General features: G+C 65.8%; 15 protein-coding genes and 1 riboswitch. Of the genes, 9 read left to right on the forward strand and 6 right to left on the reverse strand.

Annotated elements, in window-relative coordinates:
* Positions 1-148 precede the first annotated feature (148 nt).
* The 6 genes from rarD to gcvP form a co-directional block, all read right to left on the reverse strand.
* Entirely contained in the window at positions 149-1,093 is a 945-nt protein-coding gene (gene rarD / locus BLV94_RS03360; protein WP_083395439.1) for an EamA family transporter RarD, read from the reverse strand.
* An 88-nt stretch (positions 1,094-1,181) separates the two neighbouring features.
* Positions 1,182-2,567, reverse strand: a complete 1,386-nt coding sequence (locus BLV94_RS03365; RefSeq protein WP_072949098.1) for an L-serine ammonia-lyase — start codon at positions 2,565-2,567, stop codon at positions 1,182-1,184.
* A gap of 4 nt (positions 2,568-2,571) precedes the next feature.
* A complete protein-coding gene (gene glyA / locus BLV94_RS03370) occupies positions 2,572-3,840 on the reverse strand; it encodes a serine hydroxymethyltransferase (RefSeq protein ID WP_072949096.1) in 1,269 nt (422 codons plus the stop codon).
* Complete coding sequence (gene gcvH / locus BLV94_RS03375) at positions 3,837-4,241, reverse strand: glycine cleavage system protein GcvH (RefSeq protein ID WP_072949094.1); 405 nt, start codon at positions 4,239-4,241, stop codon at positions 3,837-3,839. Before gcvH ends, glyA begins: the two co-directional genes overlap by 4 nt.
* Positions 4,242-4,296: 55 nt before the next feature.
* Positions 4,297-5,403 carry a glycine cleavage system aminomethyltransferase GcvT gene (gene gcvT, locus BLV94_RS03380; RefSeq protein ID WP_072949092.1) on the reverse strand — a complete coding sequence of 369 codons (1,107 nt, stop codon included), beginning with the start codon at positions 5,401-5,403 and terminating at the stop codon, positions 4,297-4,299.
* Positions 5,400-8,264: an aminomethyl-transferring glycine dehydrogenase gene (gene gcvP / locus BLV94_RS03385; protein WP_083395440.1), complete on the reverse strand. Its 2,865-nt coding sequence runs from the start codon at positions 8,262-8,264 to the stop codon at positions 5,400-5,402. Before gcvP ends, gcvT begins: the two co-directional genes overlap by 4 nt.
* A gap of 156 nt (positions 8,265-8,420) precedes the next feature.
* Positions 8,421-8,514, reverse strand: a riboswitch (glycine riboswitch).
* 218 nt (positions 8,515-8,732) lie between these two features.
* Here gcvP and lipA point away from each other — a divergent pair.
* The 9 genes from lipA to BLV94_RS03430 all read left to right on the forward strand — a co-directional run bounded on the left by lipA (position 8,733) and on the right by BLV94_RS03430 (position 16,589).
* Entirely contained in the window at positions 8,733-9,758 is a 1,026-nt protein-coding gene (lipA, locus tag BLV94_RS03390; RefSeq protein ID WP_072949090.1) for a lipoyl synthase, read from the forward strand.
* 32 nt (positions 9,759-9,790) lie between these two features.
* A complete protein-coding gene (locus tag BLV94_RS03395; RefSeq protein ID WP_072949088.1) occupies positions 9,791-11,155 on the forward strand; it encodes a Tm-1-like ATP-binding domain-containing protein in 1,365 nt (454 codons plus the stop codon).
* 63 nt (positions 11,156-11,218) lie between these two features.
* Positions 11,219-12,382, forward strand: coding sequence for a scyllo-inosose 3-dehydrogenase (iolM, locus tag BLV94_RS03400; protein WP_072949087.1), 1,164 nt, complete (start codon positions 11,219-11,221; stop codon positions 12,380-12,382).
* A 44-nt stretch (positions 12,383-12,426) separates the two neighbouring features.
* The gene (locus BLV94_RS03405; RefSeq protein WP_072949085.1) at positions 12,427-13,284 is read left to right on the forward strand and encodes a creatininase family protein; all 858 of its coding nucleotides are present in this window, start codon (positions 12,427-12,429) and stop codon (positions 13,282-13,284) included.
* A 418-nt stretch (positions 13,285-13,702) separates the two neighbouring features.
* Positions 13,703-14,305 (forward strand): helix-turn-helix domain-containing protein, encoded by a 603-nt coding sequence (locus BLV94_RS03410; protein WP_072949084.1) that lies wholly within the window; start codon positions 13,703-13,705, stop codon positions 14,303-14,305.
* A 45-nt stretch (positions 14,306-14,350) separates the two neighbouring features.
* Positions 14,351-15,181 (forward strand): mycofactocin-coupled SDR family oxidoreductase, encoded by an 831-nt coding sequence (locus BLV94_RS03415; RefSeq protein ID WP_072949082.1) that lies wholly within the window; start codon positions 14,351-14,353, stop codon positions 15,179-15,181.
* A gap of 35 nt (positions 15,182-15,216) precedes the next feature.
* Complete coding sequence (locus tag BLV94_RS03420; protein WP_072949081.1) at positions 15,217-15,510, forward strand: Dabb family protein; 294 nt, start codon at positions 15,217-15,219, stop codon at positions 15,508-15,510.
* Between the two features lie 75 nt (positions 15,511-15,585).
* Positions 15,586-15,780: a hypothetical protein gene (locus BLV94_RS49265; protein ID WP_072949079.1), complete on the forward strand. Its 195-nt coding sequence runs from the start codon at positions 15,586-15,588 to the stop codon at positions 15,778-15,780.
* Positions 15,777-16,589, forward strand: a complete 813-nt coding sequence (locus tag BLV94_RS03430) for a helix-turn-helix transcriptional regulator (protein WP_072949078.1) — start codon at positions 15,777-15,779, stop codon at positions 16,587-16,589. Before BLV94_RS49265 ends, BLV94_RS03430 begins: the two co-directional genes overlap by 4 nt.
* Positions 16,590-16,663 lie beyond the last annotated feature (74 nt).

Here is a 16,663-nt window from a genome sequence, read left to right on the forward strand (position 1 = left end):
GCGTTGTGGGAGAAACGCTACTCCGTGATCGGTATTGCGGCTATAGTCTGGCGAAAATTCCGTGTAACGATCGGGAAGGCGAACGTGACGGCATTTGCGATCGAAGTCTGATCGGCACATCGATCGATGCTGGTGCGTGAGATCGGTGTCATCGAAACGCCGGGTCGCGATCGTCGCGGCGTACCCGACGCGAGGAACGCAGTGTGATGACGGCGTTCGTAGTGAAGACGGCGAGGGCAATCCAGATCAGAATGAAACCCGCCCACCGCGCCGGCGGCATGTCCTCGTGGACGACGAGTACTCCCCACATCATCTGCATCCCCGGGGTCAGATACTGCAAAATCCCCAGGGTCACGAGCGGTACCGCCTGGGCGGCCCGTCCGAAGAGCAGCAGCGGGGCGGCGGTGATCGGGCCGAGGCACACCACGAGGACGGTCTGTGCCGGACCGAAGGAGAAGGCGTGGGGCGCCCCGCTGAGGAGGGCCACCACCAAGATGGTGAGAGCGGCAGGGAGTGCGACCAGACCTTCGGCGGTCAGACTCACCGTCGGCCGCAACGGGATGAGCTTCTTGACCACCCCGTAGGAGGCGAAGGACATCGCCAGGGTCAGTGCGATCCAGGGCGGCCGACCGTAGTCGACGGTCAGGACCGCGACCGCCACCGCCGCGAGTATTACGGCGCAGATCTGCGCCCTGTTGATGGACTCCTTGAACACGATGACCCCGAACAGCACGCTGACCAGGGGGTTGATGAAGTATCCCAGGGCAGCCTCGACGACGTGGCCGGTGGCCACGGCGAACACGTACATCCCCCAGTTGATCGAGATGAACAATGATGCGGCCGCCACCATCCCCCAGGTGCGTCTGGGCAGTCCCTTCAGCTCGCCGAGGTGTCCGGCGAACCCGAGCACGGCAAGCATCAACACGACGGTCCACACGATCCGGTGCGCCACGACCTCGAGCGGCGAGAGGAACGTCAGCAGCCCGAAGAACGCAGGAAACGCGCCCCAGATGGCGTAGGCGCCGAGGCCGGCGCACAAACCGGAGGTGGAGGTGGCAGCCCGGACGGCCTGGGGTGTGGGCGGGGAGGTCACTGCAGTGGGTTCCTTCTGCGCAGGTGGGCGGTCACGTTCTGCCCCCGGCCGCCGGTGGACAGGGTGTGCGGGAATGCCAGGCGTGTGATCAGCACTCGACGACGTTGACCGCGACGGTCACGGCCAGGCCGCCGGTGGAGGTCTCCTTGTACTTCGAACTCATGTCCAGCCCGGTCGCCCGCATGGTGGCGATGACCTCGTCGAGACTGACCCGGTGGGTGCCGTCGCCCCGCATGGCCATGCGGGCCGCGGTGATGGCCTTGTTCGCCGAGATCGCGTTGCGCTCGATGCAGGGGATCTGCACCAGGCCGCCGATCGGATCGCAGGTCAATCCGAGGCAATGCTCCATCGCGATCTCCGCGGCATTCTCCACCTGTTGCGGTGTGCCCCCGAGGATCTCCGCCAAAGCGCCCGCCGCCATGGATGCGGCCGACCCGACTTCGCCCTGGCACCCGACCTCGGCACCGGAAATGGAGGCCTGCTGCTTGTACAGCGCCCCGATGGCACCGGCGGTGAGCAGGAACCGCAGAGCGACGTCGTCGGGATCCTCCCTGCCCGCGGTGGTGTAGTGGGTGGCGAAGTGCAGAACCGCGGGAATGATGCCGGCGGCACCATTGGTCGGCGCCGTCACCACGCGGCCACCGGACGCGTTCTCCTCATTGACGGCCAACGCCACGAGGTTGACCCAGTCCTCGGCATGCTCGGGCGACTTGTCCGGATCTTCGTCCCGCAGCCGCTGATGCCAGGTATGCGCGCGCCGTCGCACATTCAGGTTGCCGGGCAGGTTCCCCGTCCGCTGCATCCCGTTGTACTGGCACTGCTCCATCACATCGCGGATATGCAGAATCTCCTTGACGATCTCTCGTTCCGGACGCAGCGTGAGTTCGTGCTGCATCATCACGTCGCTGACGGCGAGCCGATACTGCTCGGTCAACGTCAACAGTTCGGCGGCGGTGGAGAACGAGAAGGGCGAGGAGCCCTCGTGTTCCGGCGGCCGATTCTTCTCCTCTTCGGAGACGATGAAGCCACCGCCCACCGAGTAGAAGATGCTCTCGAGCAGGTCACCGTGGGTGTCGGAGATCGCACGGAACTTCACCGCGTTCGGGTGGTAGTCGAGAACGGTCAGCGGCCGTTTGATCAGGCGCTCTTCGTCGAGGGAGATCAGGTGCGTGCCCCCGAGCCGGACCCGACGGTCTGTGCGCTGCCGTGCGACGACACGCTCCATCTCGTCGACTTCGAGGGTGTCCGGGTGCAGCCCCTCGAGTCCGAGAAGGAGTGCGGTGAAGGTGCCGTGCCCCGCCCCCGTCGCGGCGAGCGACCCGTACACCTCGACGTGGACCTCGTCGATGTAGTCGAGGACCCGCAGCGATCGAAGTTCACCGGCGAAGCGTGCGGCGGCCCGCATCGGCCCGACGGTGTGAGAACTCGACGGGCCGATTCCGACAGAGAACAGGTCGAAGACGCTGACAGTCATGACATCACAATCCCGGGTAGAGCGGCCGGCTCTGCGCCAGAGCACGAACCTGGTCGGCGACGTCGGACAGGTCGGAGTCGTCCTCGGCGATCAGTGCACGCGCGATCAGGTCGGCGACCTTCTCGAAATCGTCGATGGTGAAGTCGCGTGCCGCCAGGGCCGGAGTGCCGATCCGCAGACCGGAGGTGACCATCGGGGGGCGCGGGTCGAACGGCACCGCGTTGCGGTTGACCGTGATGTCGATCGCGGCGAGACGGTCCTCGGCCTGCTTGCCGTCGATGGCGGCGTCACGCAGATCCACCAGCACGAGGTGGACATCGGTACCGCCGGTGAGCACCGTGATGCCGCGGTCCTTGACGTCCGCGCGGGAGAGCCGCTCGGCGAGGATCGTCGCTCCGTCCAGGCACCGCTGCTGCCGCTCGACGAATTCCGGCTGCTGGGCCATCTTGAATGCGGCGGCCTTCGCCGCGATCACGTGCTCGAGCGGTCCGCCCTGTTGGCCGGGGAACACCGCGGAATTGATCTTCTTCGCGATGGCCGCATCGTTGGTCAAGATGATGCCGCCCCGCGGCCCGCCGAGGGTCTTGTGCGTCGTCGACGTCACGACGTCGGCATGCGGGACCGGTGAGGGATGCAGTCCGGCCGCGACCAGGCCCGCGAAGTGCGCCATGTCGACCATCAGCAGGGCACCGACCTCGTCGGCGATCTGCCGGAACCGGGCGAAGTCGATGTGACGCGGGTACGCGGACCAGCCGGCGATGATCAGCTTCGGCCGACTCTCCCGGGCAATGCGGGCGACCTCGTCCATGTCGATCAGATAATCGGTTTCGGAGACCCCGTACGCGACCACGTTGTAGAGCTTGCCGGAGAAGTTGATGCGCATGCCGTGGGTGAGATGCCCGCCGGCAGCGAGGGACAGGCCCAAGATGGTGTCGCCCGGGTTGATCAGGGCGTGCATGACCGACGCGTTGGCGGTGGCACCGGAATGCGGCTGCACATTGGCGAACTGGGCCCCGAAGATGTCCTTGACGCGATCAATGGCGAGCTGCTCGATCTGATCGACGTACTCGCAGCCGCCGTAGTATCGGCGGCCCGGATAGCCTTCCGCGTACTTGTTGGTCAGGACCGAGCCCTGCGCCTGCATGACCGAGATCGGCGCATAGTTCTCCGAGGCGATCATCTCGAGGCCGGTCTGCTGGCGCTCGAGTTCCTTCCGGATCAGGTCGGCGACGTCGGGATCGAAATCACTCAGCTCACGCGAAAGGATGCTCATGCGTCGACTCCGTTCTTCTCCGCATACTCGGCGGCGGTGAGCAATTCACCGGCCTCGGACGGCAGGACGGCGAACAGCCAGCCCTCGCCGTACGGGTCCTTGCTGACCAGTTCCGGATCGTCGACCACGGCGGTGTTGACGATCGAAACGGTGCCGCTGACCGGCGGGTACAGCTCGGAGACCGTTTTGGTCGACTCGACCTCGCCGCACGCCTCGCCGAGGGTCACCGTCGAACCCACCGTCGGGAGTTCGAGGTAGACGAGGTCACCGAGGTTGTCGACGGCCACCGCCGTGATACCCACCCGCACCGGGTCGGCGGGCAGGGCAGCCCCGGGCTCGACGGCCACCCACTCGTGCTCGTCGGTGTAGCTCAGGTTTCCGGGAAGGGAGATCTCGCTCATGGCTTTTCTGGCCTTTCGAAGATGAAGCTGGGGACGGGACGGCCGACGGGGGGCGTCAGGACCGCTTGTAGAAGGGGGGCTTGACCACGGTGAAGGGCAACTTGCCGCCGCGAACGTCGACCAGCACCGTCGAGCCGAGTCGGCTGCGGTCGCTGTCGAGGTAGGCCAGCGCGATCGGGTAGCCGAGAGTGGGCGAGAGGATCCCCGAGGTGACGACCCCGATGACGGAACTCGGGTCGTAGGCGTCGTGCACCGCGTACTCCGCCCTCGCCGCCCGCTTCCCGGTGCCGACCAGCCCGACCAGCGTGCGCGCCGGAGCCGTGTCGGCGATCTTCGCCAGGGCCTCCGATCCGACGAACTTCTTGTTCAGGCGCACCACCCGACCAAGACCCGCTTCGAACGGGGTGATGTCGAGACTGAGTTCGTGCCCGTACAGCGCCATCCCGGCCTCGAGCCGCAGCGAGTCCCGGCACGCGAGACCGGCGGGAACCCCACCGGCGCGCACCGTCGGCTCGAGCAGCGCCCGCCACAGCTGTACGGCGTTCTCATTCGGGACATACAGTTCGAAACCATCCTCACCGGTATATCCGGTGCGGCCCAACAGAACCGGGATCCCGGCGACGGTGGCGGTGGTGGCCGCGTAGTACTTGAGCTCCTGCACCGTGGCCGCCTCCGCGGAGGGGACCAGGGTGAGCAGGATCGACTCGGCGGCCGGTCCCTGCAGGGCGATCAGGGCGGTCGTCTGCGAGCGATCGGTGACCGCGACGTCGAATCCGGCGGCGCGTTCGGTCAGCTCGGCGAAGACCGTGCCGGCGTTGGACGCGTTCGCGACGACGAGAAACTGGTCGGCGCCGAGCCGGTAGGCGACGAGGTCGTCGATGACGCCGCCGTCGTCGTTGCAGATCAGCGAGTACTTCGCGCGGCCCGGTGCCACGGCGGTGAACTCACCGGCCAGGGCATGGTCGAGGAACGGGGCCGCATCCGGGCCGGTGACGTCGATCTCGCCCATGTGGGACAGGTCGAAGAGGCCGGCCACCGACCTGACCGCATGATGTTCGGTCAGGTCGCTGTCGTACTTCAACGGCATCTGCCACCCGGCGAAGTCGGTGAAACTGGCTCCGAGGGAACGGTGCTCGTTTTCGAGGGGAGTAGCGAAACTCATGCGAGGACTTCTTCTCTGGTATCGGTCGATGAGGGGGCTTCGAAAGCTTCGGGTGCGGGGCACGAGCACACCAGGTTGCGGTCGCCGTGTACTCCGTCGATCCGCCGGACCGGCGGGAAGTACTTGTTCTCGCGCAGCGAGGGCACCGGGAAGGCGGCCTCCTGCCGGGTGTAGGGCAGCGTCCACTCGGTGGTGGTGACCTGGGCGGCGGTGTGCGGGGCCTGCCGAAGCGGGCTCGACTCGAGTGGCCAGGTGCCGTCGGCCACCCGCTGGATCTCGGCGTGGATGCCGATCATGGCGTCGATGAACCGGTCGAGTTCCTCGAGGTTTTCCGACTCGGTGGGTTCGACCATCAGGGTCCCGTTGACCGGGAACGACAGGGTCGGGGCGTGGAAGCCGTAGTCGATCAGCCGCTTGGCCACGTCTTCGGCGGTCACACCGGTCGCCTTGGTCAGGGCACGCAGATCGAGGATGCATTCGTGTGCGACCAGATTCCCGTCGCCGGTGTAGAGCACCGGGTAGTAGGGAGCGAGCGCGCCGGCGAGGTAGTTGGCCGACAGTACTGCGGTTTCGGTGGCCCGGGTGAGTCCGTCCGGTCCCATCAGCGCGATGTAGGCCCAGGTGATCGGCAGGATGCCGGCGGAGCCGTAGTTCGCCGCGGAGACCGGGGGGCTGGCGGGATCGGCCGCGAGCGGGTCGGACGGCAGGAACGGGGCCAGATGCTCCCGCACGGCGACCGGACCGACACCGGGACCGCCACCACCGTGCGGGATGCAGAAGGTCTTGTGCAGGTTCAGGTGTGAGACGTCGCCACCGAATTCGCCCGGCCGCGCCAGGCCGACCAGCGCATTGAGGTTGGCCCCGTCGATGTACACCTGCCCCCCGGCGTCGTGGACGAGTTCACACACGGTGCGGACGTCGTTCTCGTAGACCCCGTGGGTGGAGGGGTAGGTGAGCATGATGGCGGCGATCTTGCCGCTGTGCCGGTCGATCTTGGCGCGCAGGTCGTCGAGGTCGATGTTGCCGTTGGTGGCCGTCGCCACGACCACCACCTGCATGCCGGCGAGCACTGCGGAGGCCGCGTTGGTGCCGTGCGCGGACTGCGGGATCAGGCAGATGGTGCGGTCGGTGTCGCCGTTGGCGGTGTGATAGCCGTGGATGGCGAGCAGACCCGCCAACTCCCCTTGGGAGCCGGCGTTCGGCTGCAGCGAGACCCGGTCGTAGCCGGTGATCTCACACAGCCACCGTTCGAGGTCGTCGGTGAGCTCGCGATAGCCCTCGGTCTGGTCGGCCGGTGCGAAGGGGTGGATGCCGGCGAACTCCGGCCAGCTGATCGGCTCCATCTCCACCGCGGAGTTGAGCTTCATGGTGCACGAGCCGAGCGGAATCATCGTCCGGTCCAGGGCGAGGTCCTTGTCGGACAACTTGCGCAGGAACCGCTGCATCGCCGCTTCCGAACGGTAGCGCCGGAACACCGTGTGCTGGAGGAAGGGCGAGGTCCGGGTCAGTGTCGGCGGAATGTAGGAGGTGTCGACGGGGGCCAGGGCCGCACCGAAGGCCGCCAGGACCCGTTCGACGATCTCGCCGGTGGTGTGCTCGTCGCAGGACACCCCGACGTGGTCGGTGTCGATGTAGCGCAGGTTGATGCCGTCCGCGTTGGCGGCGCGGACGATGACACCGGCCCGGTGTGGGACGTGGGCGACGATGGTGTCGAAGAAGTTCGAGTGCAGGGTCTCGATGTCCGCGGCGTGCAGTCCGGAGGTCAGGTGCGCGGCGTGCGAGTGCACCCGCCGGGCAATCGCACGCAGTCCCTCGGCGCCGTGATAGGCGGCGTACATCGCGGCCACGTTCGCCAGCAGGGCCTGGGCGGTGCAGATGTTGCTGGTCGCCTTGTCGCGGCGGATGTGCTGCTCGCGGGTCTGCAGCGCCAGCCGGTACGCCGGGGAGCCGTCGGCGTCCTTGGACACCCCGACCAACCGGCCCGGCAGCATGCGTTCGAGACCGTTGCGGACGGAGATGAATCCGGCGTGCGGGCCGCCGAAGAACAGCGGCACACCGAACCGTTGGGCCGACCCGACGGCGATGTCCGCGCCCTGCTCGCCGGGGGAGGTGACCAGGGTCAGCGCGAGCAGGTCGGTGGCCACCGTGGTCAGGGCGCCCCGCCGGTGCGCCTCGGCGATCGACTCGCTCAGATCCCGCACCCCGCCGGTGACGGACGGATTCTGGTAGACGACGCCGAAGTAGTCCCCGTCGGGCAAGCCGCGGTCGAGATCGGTCATGACCAGCTCGATGCCGACGGCGTCCGCGCGGCCGCGCAGAACGGACAGCGTCTGCGGGAAGCAGCCGGCGTCGACGAGGACCCGGCTCGAGGCGGTCTTGTTGGCGCGGCGCATCAGCAGGACGGCCTCGGCGACGGCGGTGGCCTCGTCGAGGAGTGAGGCGCCCGCGACCGGGAGGCTGGTGAGCTCTTCGATGACGGTCTGGAAGGTCAGCAGTGCCTCGAGTCGGCCCTGGGAGATTTCCGGCTGGTACGGGGTGTACGAGGTGTACCAGCCCGGCGCCTCGAGGATGTTGCGACGCAAGACGGCGGGAGTGATGGTGTCGTAATAGCCGAGTCCGATCATCTGCACCCGCGGCCGGTTCTTGCCGGCGATCGTCCGCAGGTCGGCCAGCACATCCTGTTCCGCGCGGGCGGCAGGCAGGTTCAGCGGTTGCGCGGTCCGGATCTGCGACGGAACGGCACGCGAGACGAGGGCGTCGAGGGAGTCGTATCCGAGGACCTCGAGCAGTTGCGCGATCTCGGTCTCGGACGGGCCGATGTGCCGGTCTTGGAAAGTGGGTGCGATGTCGGGATGGGACACGAAGGACCTCCAATGGTCGGTTCTGCTCGACTCGACGTCGAGCGCAGAGCGCGGCCCTCCCCGATCTGTCCTGTCACCTGAGAGATTGGGCACCCCAACAGCATTGGGGCACTCTTCACCTTCGGTAAGCGTTCGCGACGCTTTCTCCAGAGTTGCCTCTGCGTATCAGTACTGGGCCTGAGAGATTCCCGGGGAGGAACTTGCTCCTACGGCGGCCCTGCCTCGGCAGGGCATCTCCTGACACGCATCGAACGGCATATGCGGTTGTTGTGTGCCCCGCCACTGTACCCAAAATGTTCGGAGTTCCGCACGCCGATTGGTAACAATCGAGAAAAATGCGCGGAATTCCGCTCATTTGAGGCGATCTGTTCTTGTGTTCGCGGGTTCGGTGCGGCACTCTGGGGAACGAGCGTCGGGCGACCGCCCACGCTGTTCGGCATTCCGATCACCCCGACCCGAGGAATCGCCATGTCAGTGACCAGCGACGGCCGCAAGCTTCTGCGTCTCGAGGTCCGCAACGCTCAGACCCCGGTCGAACGCAAGCCGGCCTGGATGAAAGCCCCCGTTCGCATCGGCGCTCAGTTCCGGGAGATCTCCGCCCTGGTCGAGTCCGCGGACCTGCACACCGTCTGCCGCTCCGCCGGATGCCCGAACATCTTCGAATGCTGGGAGGACCGCGAGGCCACCTTCCTGATCGGCGGAGACCAGTGCACCCGCCGCTGCGACTTCTGTCAGATCGATACCGGCAAGCCCGTGGAACTCGATCGGGACGAACCGCGGCGCGTGGCCGAATCGGTGCGAACGATGAACCTGAAGTACGCCACGGTGACCGGTGTGGCCCGCGACGATCTCGACGACGGCGGGGCCTGGCTGTACGCCGAAACCGTCCGGATCATCCACGACCTCTGCCCGGGAACCGGAGTCGAGCTGCTCATCCCGGACTTCTCCGGAGTGCCCGCGCAATTGAATCAGGTTTTCGAGGCCCGGCCCGAGGTGCTCGCCCACAACATCGAAACCGTCCCGCGGATCTTCCGCAGAATCCGACCGGGCTTCACCTTCGATCGGTCCCTCGACGTGCTCGCCCGCGCGAAAGCCGCCGGCCTGATCACCAAATCCAACCTGATCCTGGGGATGGGCGAACGCCGCGACGAGGTCGACGAAGCCCTCGAGCAGCTCCACGCCGCCGGCTGCGACCTCGTGACCATCACTCAGTATCTGCGCCCCTCCGCCCGCCACCTTCCCGTCGACAGGTGGGTGCACCCCGACGAGTTCGCCGAACTCGCCACCCACGCAGAAGGACTCGGCTTCGCCGGCGTGATGTCGGGACCGCTGGTGCGCTCCTCGTATCGCGCCGGTCGCCTGCACGCGGCAGCCGTCGCCGCCCGCCCCGCACCACAGTCTCCAGTGTCCGGATCGAGCGGATGTCCGATCGAAAACCCGAATGAAACAGCAGTTCGTTCGGAACTCCGATCAAAAATCGCCAAACACTCTTGATTTGTTCGCCAAACGCGTCTAACGTTCTTCTCATGACAAGCGCAAGGCGGCCCGGCGCCGCGAGGATCGAAGCAGCTCCGATCGTCGTGGTCATCGGCACTTTCGACACCAAGGCCGCTGAACTCGGAGCCCTCAGCGATGAGATCGAGCGGCTCGGTGGGATCGCGATCATGCTCGACACCTCGGCTCGGACGGCGCAGCGTCCCTCGGACGCGGTGATCGGCACTCGCCGCTTCATCGACCAGGCGACGGTCGCCGCCGCGGCGGGAAGTTCGATCGCCGCGATCAGCGAACTGCCGCGCGGTGAGGCCGTCAGTGCCCTGCGGTCGGGTGTCAGTCGCCTCCTGAGCGCGATGGTCCGAGAGGGCGAGATCGACGGCGCGGTATGCATGGGAGGGGCCGGAACGCACATCGCCGGCCCTGCCCTGCAGTACCTGCCCTTCGGCTTCCCCAAACTCATCGTCTCGCCGCTGGCCTCGGGAAACAGGACCTTCGACCCCTACGTCGGAATCAGCGACATCGCCGTTCTGCACTCGGTCGCCGACATCATCGGCATCAACTCGGTGACCAGCGAGATCTACCGAAGCGCCGCCGGCTACATCGTCGGTGCCGCGGCCGCCGCCGCGCTCGCCGCGCCGACCGCTGATGCCGGTCAGCGGCCGACCACCGTGGCGGTGTCGATGAACGGCAACACCACCCCCGCCCTCGAGCGAGCCCAGAAACACCTCGAAGGCAAAGGCTTCGGCTTCGTCGCCTTCCACGCCAACGGCACCGGCGGCCGGGCACTCGAGAACGCCGTCCAAGCGGGACAGGTCGACGCGGTCATCGATTTCACGACCACGGAGCTGAGCGGACACCTCATCGGTGGCCTGATGGATCCCGGTCCCCACCGGATGGAGGCGGCCGGCAAGGCCGGGCTCCCTCAGGTGCTCGTTCCGGGCTGCGTCGACTTCATCACCTGCGGCAAGCTGGCCGACACCCAACGACAATTTCCGGGACGCACCTACTTCGGGCACAACCCCGAACTCACGCTGGTGCGGCTGACCACATCCGAAATGATGCGGGTAGCAGAAACATTCGCGGCAAAGGCCAACAACAGTGTCGGCCCGACCCGGGTGTACGTCCCGACCGCGGGCTTGTCCGTGCCCAACGCGCCGGGCCAGGTCTTCTGGGATCCGGAAGCCGACCGCGCCTTCACCACGGTGCTCGAATCGTGCCTCAAGCCGAGCATCGAACTGACCAAACTCGACGTCCACATCAACGATCCCGCCTTTATCGACCACATACTTGCAGATTTCGTTCCTCTGCTCGAAAGCCGTGACCATCACGCACCGCCTGCCGCCCTGGCGGAGGCATCCATCACCACCCCCACGAGAGGTAGCTATGCCCATCGGTAAGGGCGGGCCTGATAGCTGCAAACTCAACCATCCGCGAGTGAACACGATCGATCGGAGGCACCGATGAAAGCAGTAGTTCTCGAAGCCGAGTGGGCCCCGCGTGCATCGGCACGCATCTCGGACCGCGACGCAGAACGCCAGTGGGCCCGCATCGCCAGCGATGCGTACCGTAACCCGTCGGTCGACCTCCGGACGATCGCCGACCCCGGCGAACCCGGCCCCACCGAGGTCGTCGTCGAGGTCGGTGCCTGCGGGCTGTGCGGCTCGGACGTGCACATGTTCGAGACCGACGACGAGGGGTACATGCTGCTCCCGTACCACCTCAAGGCCCCGGTCATCACCGGCCACGAATTCGCCGGCAAGATCGTCGCCGCCGGTAAGGACGTCACCGAACTGCGTGTCGGCGGACTCGTGGCCGTCGAGGAAATCCAGTGGTGCGGCAACTGCCGCGAATGCCGCGGCGGGTACTGGAACCAGTGCCGCAACATCGAAGACCTCGGCTTCACCGTCAACGGCGGCTTCGCCCAGTACGTCAAGGTGGACGCCCGCTTCTGCTGGCCCCTCGACGATGTCCTCGACCGATACGGCGACGAGGAAACCACCCTCGAGGTCGGCGCCCTGACCGAACCGACCAGCGTCGCCTACGAGGGCATGTTCACCCGGGGCGGCGGCTTCAAACCCGGTGGTGCGGTGACGGTGTTCGGCGGCGGACCCATCGGGCTGGCCTCTGTCGCACTCGCACAAGCCGCCGGCGCCTCGAAGATCTTCATCGTCGAGCCCATCGCCGAGCGTCGCGAACTCGCCCTCGAGCTCGGAGCGACGCACGCCATCGACCCGATCAACGAGGACGCCGCCGACGCGGTGCTCACCGAAACCCGCGGAAACGGCTCGGCCATGGTCGTCGAGGCCAGCGGCAACACCAAGGCCGTGATGCGCGGTGTCGAAGACACCCTCGGAGTCGGCGGCAAGGTCATCGTCGCCGGCATGGACGCCAACGCGGCACAGATCAACCTCATCAACATCCAGCTCAAGGCGGGTTCCTTCTACGGAACCGTCGGGCACTCCGGCACCTGGGACTTCCCGAACGTCATCAACCTGATGGCCGCCGGGCGAATCAACATGGAGCACGCCATCACCCGCCGATTCCCCCTCGCCGGGCTCGTCGACGCCATCGACGAAACCAAGGCACGCGGCAACGGAAAGATTCTGGTCAAGCCGCAGCTCTGACCACCACCGACACCTGTATCGAACACCCTAGAAAGGCCTCTCCCATGACCGAACTGCACTCGCGCCTGATCACCGACCTCGCACCGCCGGACATCCAGGAATACCTCAAGACCGACGACACCATCCTCATCCCGATGGGCGCGGTCGAGATGCACGGCTACCACCTGCCCATCGGCACCGACATCTACAACGCCATGGAGGTCTCCAAGCGCGCAGCCGAGAAGGCCGGCGTGCTCTACGGGCCGCCGATCTGGACCGGCTACAGCCCGCACCACCTCCGCGAAGCCGAGAACGGCATGGGCACCATCACCTTCCGTGGAGACACCGTCCGCGGCATCATCTACGACACCGCCCGCTCGCTGATCCACCACGGCTTCAACCGCATCATCTTCGTCAACGGCCACACCTCCAACACCAAGGTCACCGACGAGGTCTTCCGTACCCTGCGGTACGAGACAGGTGCATTGCTCGGCATGTTCAAGCCCTACGGTGAGCGCTACCTCGGCATCATCGAGGACCTGATGGAGAACACCCCCGAGGAGACCGCCGGCTGGCACGCCAGCGAGCAGGAAACGTCGATCATGATGGCGTACAAGCGCGACAACGTGAAGCTCGACCGCGGCCTCGACACCCGCGCGCAGGCTCCCGAGTGGCTGCCCGAGTCCTTCAAGAAGGTCGACGCCAGCCCCGACGTCGAGTTCCAGGGCTACGAGTACTTCTACTTCCCGATGGAGCACCAGGAGATGGCCCCGCACGGCGTCATCGGCAACCCCTTCCGGGCCACCGCGGAGAAGGGCGAACAGATCTTCGACCGGTTCTCCCAGCATCTCGCCGACGCGGTCGGTGAGCTTAAGAAGGTCAAGGTCGACATCACCCAGCGTGAGTACATCCTGAAGGCCTGACCCCGCCCCACCCCTACACCAGCGACAAGTCCCGCCGGGTACTCCCTGGTGTAGGGGCGAGCCCCTCGGGGTTCGAACCCAAGCTTCCGGGTAGGGCGATGTCTTCTCTCGCCCTACCCGGGTATCCACCTCACCCGCAGTGGCCGAGATTCCGAACAAGTTCACAGAGAGCTAACGGTCGCCCCCGACCGTCGACGGGCAAGTTGCTACCTTTGAGTTGTTTACTCCCATAAGGATTCGGTCGGAATAGGCACCGAACGCGATCGAAACCGCGTGTACGCGATGTTCGCCAAACCGAACACCCCGACGTAGACTGGACTCGGCCCGAAGTAACCTTCGGCACGGTGAGAAGCCCGGCCGATACCGCGCCGGGGCGCTGTTCACCGGCGGTCCAGGTGTCAAGAGATGGAGAGAAGAGATGACGGATGATCCGGCGGATGTGGGTTCGATCGGTGACAGGCTGCGAGCGCTGCGCACAGAGCACGGCTACTCGATTCGTGCGCTCGCCGAGCGGGCCGAGATCTCATCCTCCGTCATCAGCGAAGTCGAGCGGGGAAAGACCGAACCGTCGATCTCGACCCTCAAGCGTGTGGCTGCCGCGCTCGGAACCAGTATCACGTACTTCTTCACCGCGCCCTCACAAATGAACGGTCACGTGATCCGCGCCAAAGAACGGGTCACCATCAGTTCGGCAGGCGACAACGGGCACGAGGCCCGCACCTCGATGCAGGCCCAGGGCGTGCATTTCGAATTGGCCTCGCCCAATGAATCGGAGGTCCTCGAGGCCATCTTCGGTCGGTACGAGATCGGCGCCAGCACGGGCGACGAGTTGTACAGCCACGAAGGCGAGGAATGGGCGATGGTCCTGAAAGGACGCTTCAAGATCACCCTCGCCGACGAGGTGTACTTCCTCAACCCCGGCGACTCGATCTGGTTCCAGAGCACCACTCCCCACAAAATTGAAAACGTTGCAAACGAAGTAAGCGAATACATCTGGATCGACACGCCGAAATCCTTCTGACCTGAGATCAGAAGACCCTCGTGTCCAAAAGCGGAGGAGAAATCAATGGGAAAGCTCGACGGCAAGGTCGCCTTCATCACCGGCGCCGCCCGCGGTCAGGGACGCTCGCACGCGGTGAAGCTGGCGCAAGAAGGCGCCAACATCATCGCGGTGGATATCTGCGCCCCCGTGGAGTCCGCTCCCTACGCCATGGCCTCCGCTGACGACCTGCAGGAAACGGTTCGCCTGGTGGAAGCGGCCGGCGGCAAGATCGTCAGCCGGATCGCCGACGTCCGCGACCTGGCGGCACTGTCCGCGGCCGTCGACGAGGGCGTCGAACAGTTCGGGCGACTCGATATCATCCTCGGCAACGCCGGCGTCTGTACCTACGGCAAGCTCGCCACCATGTCGGAAGAGCAGTTCGACGAAATGATCGAGATCGACCTCACCGGCGTGTGGAAGACCGTCCGGGCGGGCGCCCAGGCCATGATCGACGCCGGTAACGGAGGATCGATCATTCTCACCAGCTCCACCGCCGGCCTGCGGAACCTCAACGAGATCGGACACTACGTCGCCGCCAAGCACGGCGTCACCGGACTCGCGAAGGCACTGGCCAACGAGCTTGCTCCGCACAACATCCGCGTCAACTCGCTGCACCCGAGCAACTGCGAAACGATGATGATGACCAACACCGGGGTGATCAAGATGTTCCGTCCCGACCTCGAGAGCCCCACCCTCGACGACGCCAAGGACGGATTCGCCTCGATCCACCTGCTCGACACCCCGTGGGTTCAGCCCGAGGACGTCTCGAACGCGATCCTCTTCCTGGTGTCCGACGATGCCCGATTCATCACCGGCGCAGCAATTCCCGTCGACGCGGGCATGCTCGCCAAGTAGCCCACGACCGAACAGTTCCCAGCAGAGAGGACGACATGCCGTTCACCCATGTCGTGACGTTCCGGTGGGTACCGGAGAAGCACGACGTCGCCGATGAGGTGCGCCGGTCACTCGAAGAACTGGTGCGCTCCCTTCCCGGTGTGCACAGCTATCTGTGTGGCTCGGATGCCGGCCTTAACCCCGGAAACTCCGACTTCGCGGTGGTCGGCACCTTCGCCAGCAAAGAAGACTTCCTGCACTACCGGGACCACCCCGAGCACCAACGCATTCTCGAGGAACTGATCGTCCCCAACCTGGCCGATAAAGAAGTCGTTCAAATCGAACGATGACTTTCGGGTCCTGGCAGGGGCGGATCACCCGCAATCTGCCCCTGCCAGCACCCGCACTCGGAAGAGATCGACACGATGACGCCAGACGAACGAGATCTCCTCGACTTCGCGACGAAATGGCTGCCCTACGGAGGCGGCCCCGGCGAAGAAACGATGTTGACCTTCGGGTTGACCCGGCCGCAGTACCTGCGCCGCCTTCACAGGGTCATCTCCCGGCACCCTCAGACGATCCCCCCGGCCACGCTCGAGAAGATCAAGGCCCTCACGTGAGCTCCGCTGCCACGCAGATCGCCCCGCCCACCGCACCGTCCCCCGGCGAATGGAAGACGGCCCTCCTCGAGCTCCTCCGCGTGCTCAGAAGCCGCGACCTCAGCGACAGCGCAGCGCGATCACTCGCCCTGGCCTCGGCCACACGGCTGCTCGCAGACTCCACACCAGCGGCAGCGAACGAGAACACACCACGGCAGACGTCGGTCCTCGCGCTCGACGCGCTACGCGCCCAACTGCGCGAACTGCAGCTCACCCAGCAGCTCAGAATCGACTGCGTCCTCGATCCGAAGTCGACCACCACCGTTCCCACCCGCGCCGCCACCACCGCCCGCCGGTGGACCACGCACGCGATCACCCTGTTGTGCAACCAGACGCGGGTCTCACGCTTCCACGTCACCTGGTACATCGGCGCCACCCAGATCGTCATCAGCATCCGAGACGACGGACCGGGCGAACTCGACGGGCAGTGGCTGCACAATGAAATCGACCTCGGCGGTCTGCCCAGACCCCACCAACTCGACGTTCGATGCATCCCCCGATGGGGAACCGAGATCGCGATGACCCATGTGATCGGAAACCACAATCTGGCACGATCCCATCTCCCTCACGGGCATCCACTGACGACCCTCAACACCCGCGAACGCGACGTCCTGAACATCGTCGCTCGCGGCGAGAAGAACAGAGCCATCGCAGAACAACTCGGCATCAGTGAGAACACAGTGCGCTTCCACGTCACGAACATCCTGAAGAAGCTCGATGTCGGAAGTCGGCAAGAGGCCACGGCGAAACTCTTCGAAGAACTGCACTGACACGGCACCTCGCCCTGGAAGTGCCCAAGAATCGCCCGCCACCCACGACCGTTGACCAGAACACCGAGTCCGCC

The sequence above is a fragment of the Rhodococcus koreensis genome, assembly GCF_900105905.1.
Classification (GTDB): Bacteria; Actinomycetota; Actinomycetes; order Mycobacteriales; family Mycobacteriaceae; genus Rhodococcus_F; species Rhodococcus_F koreensis.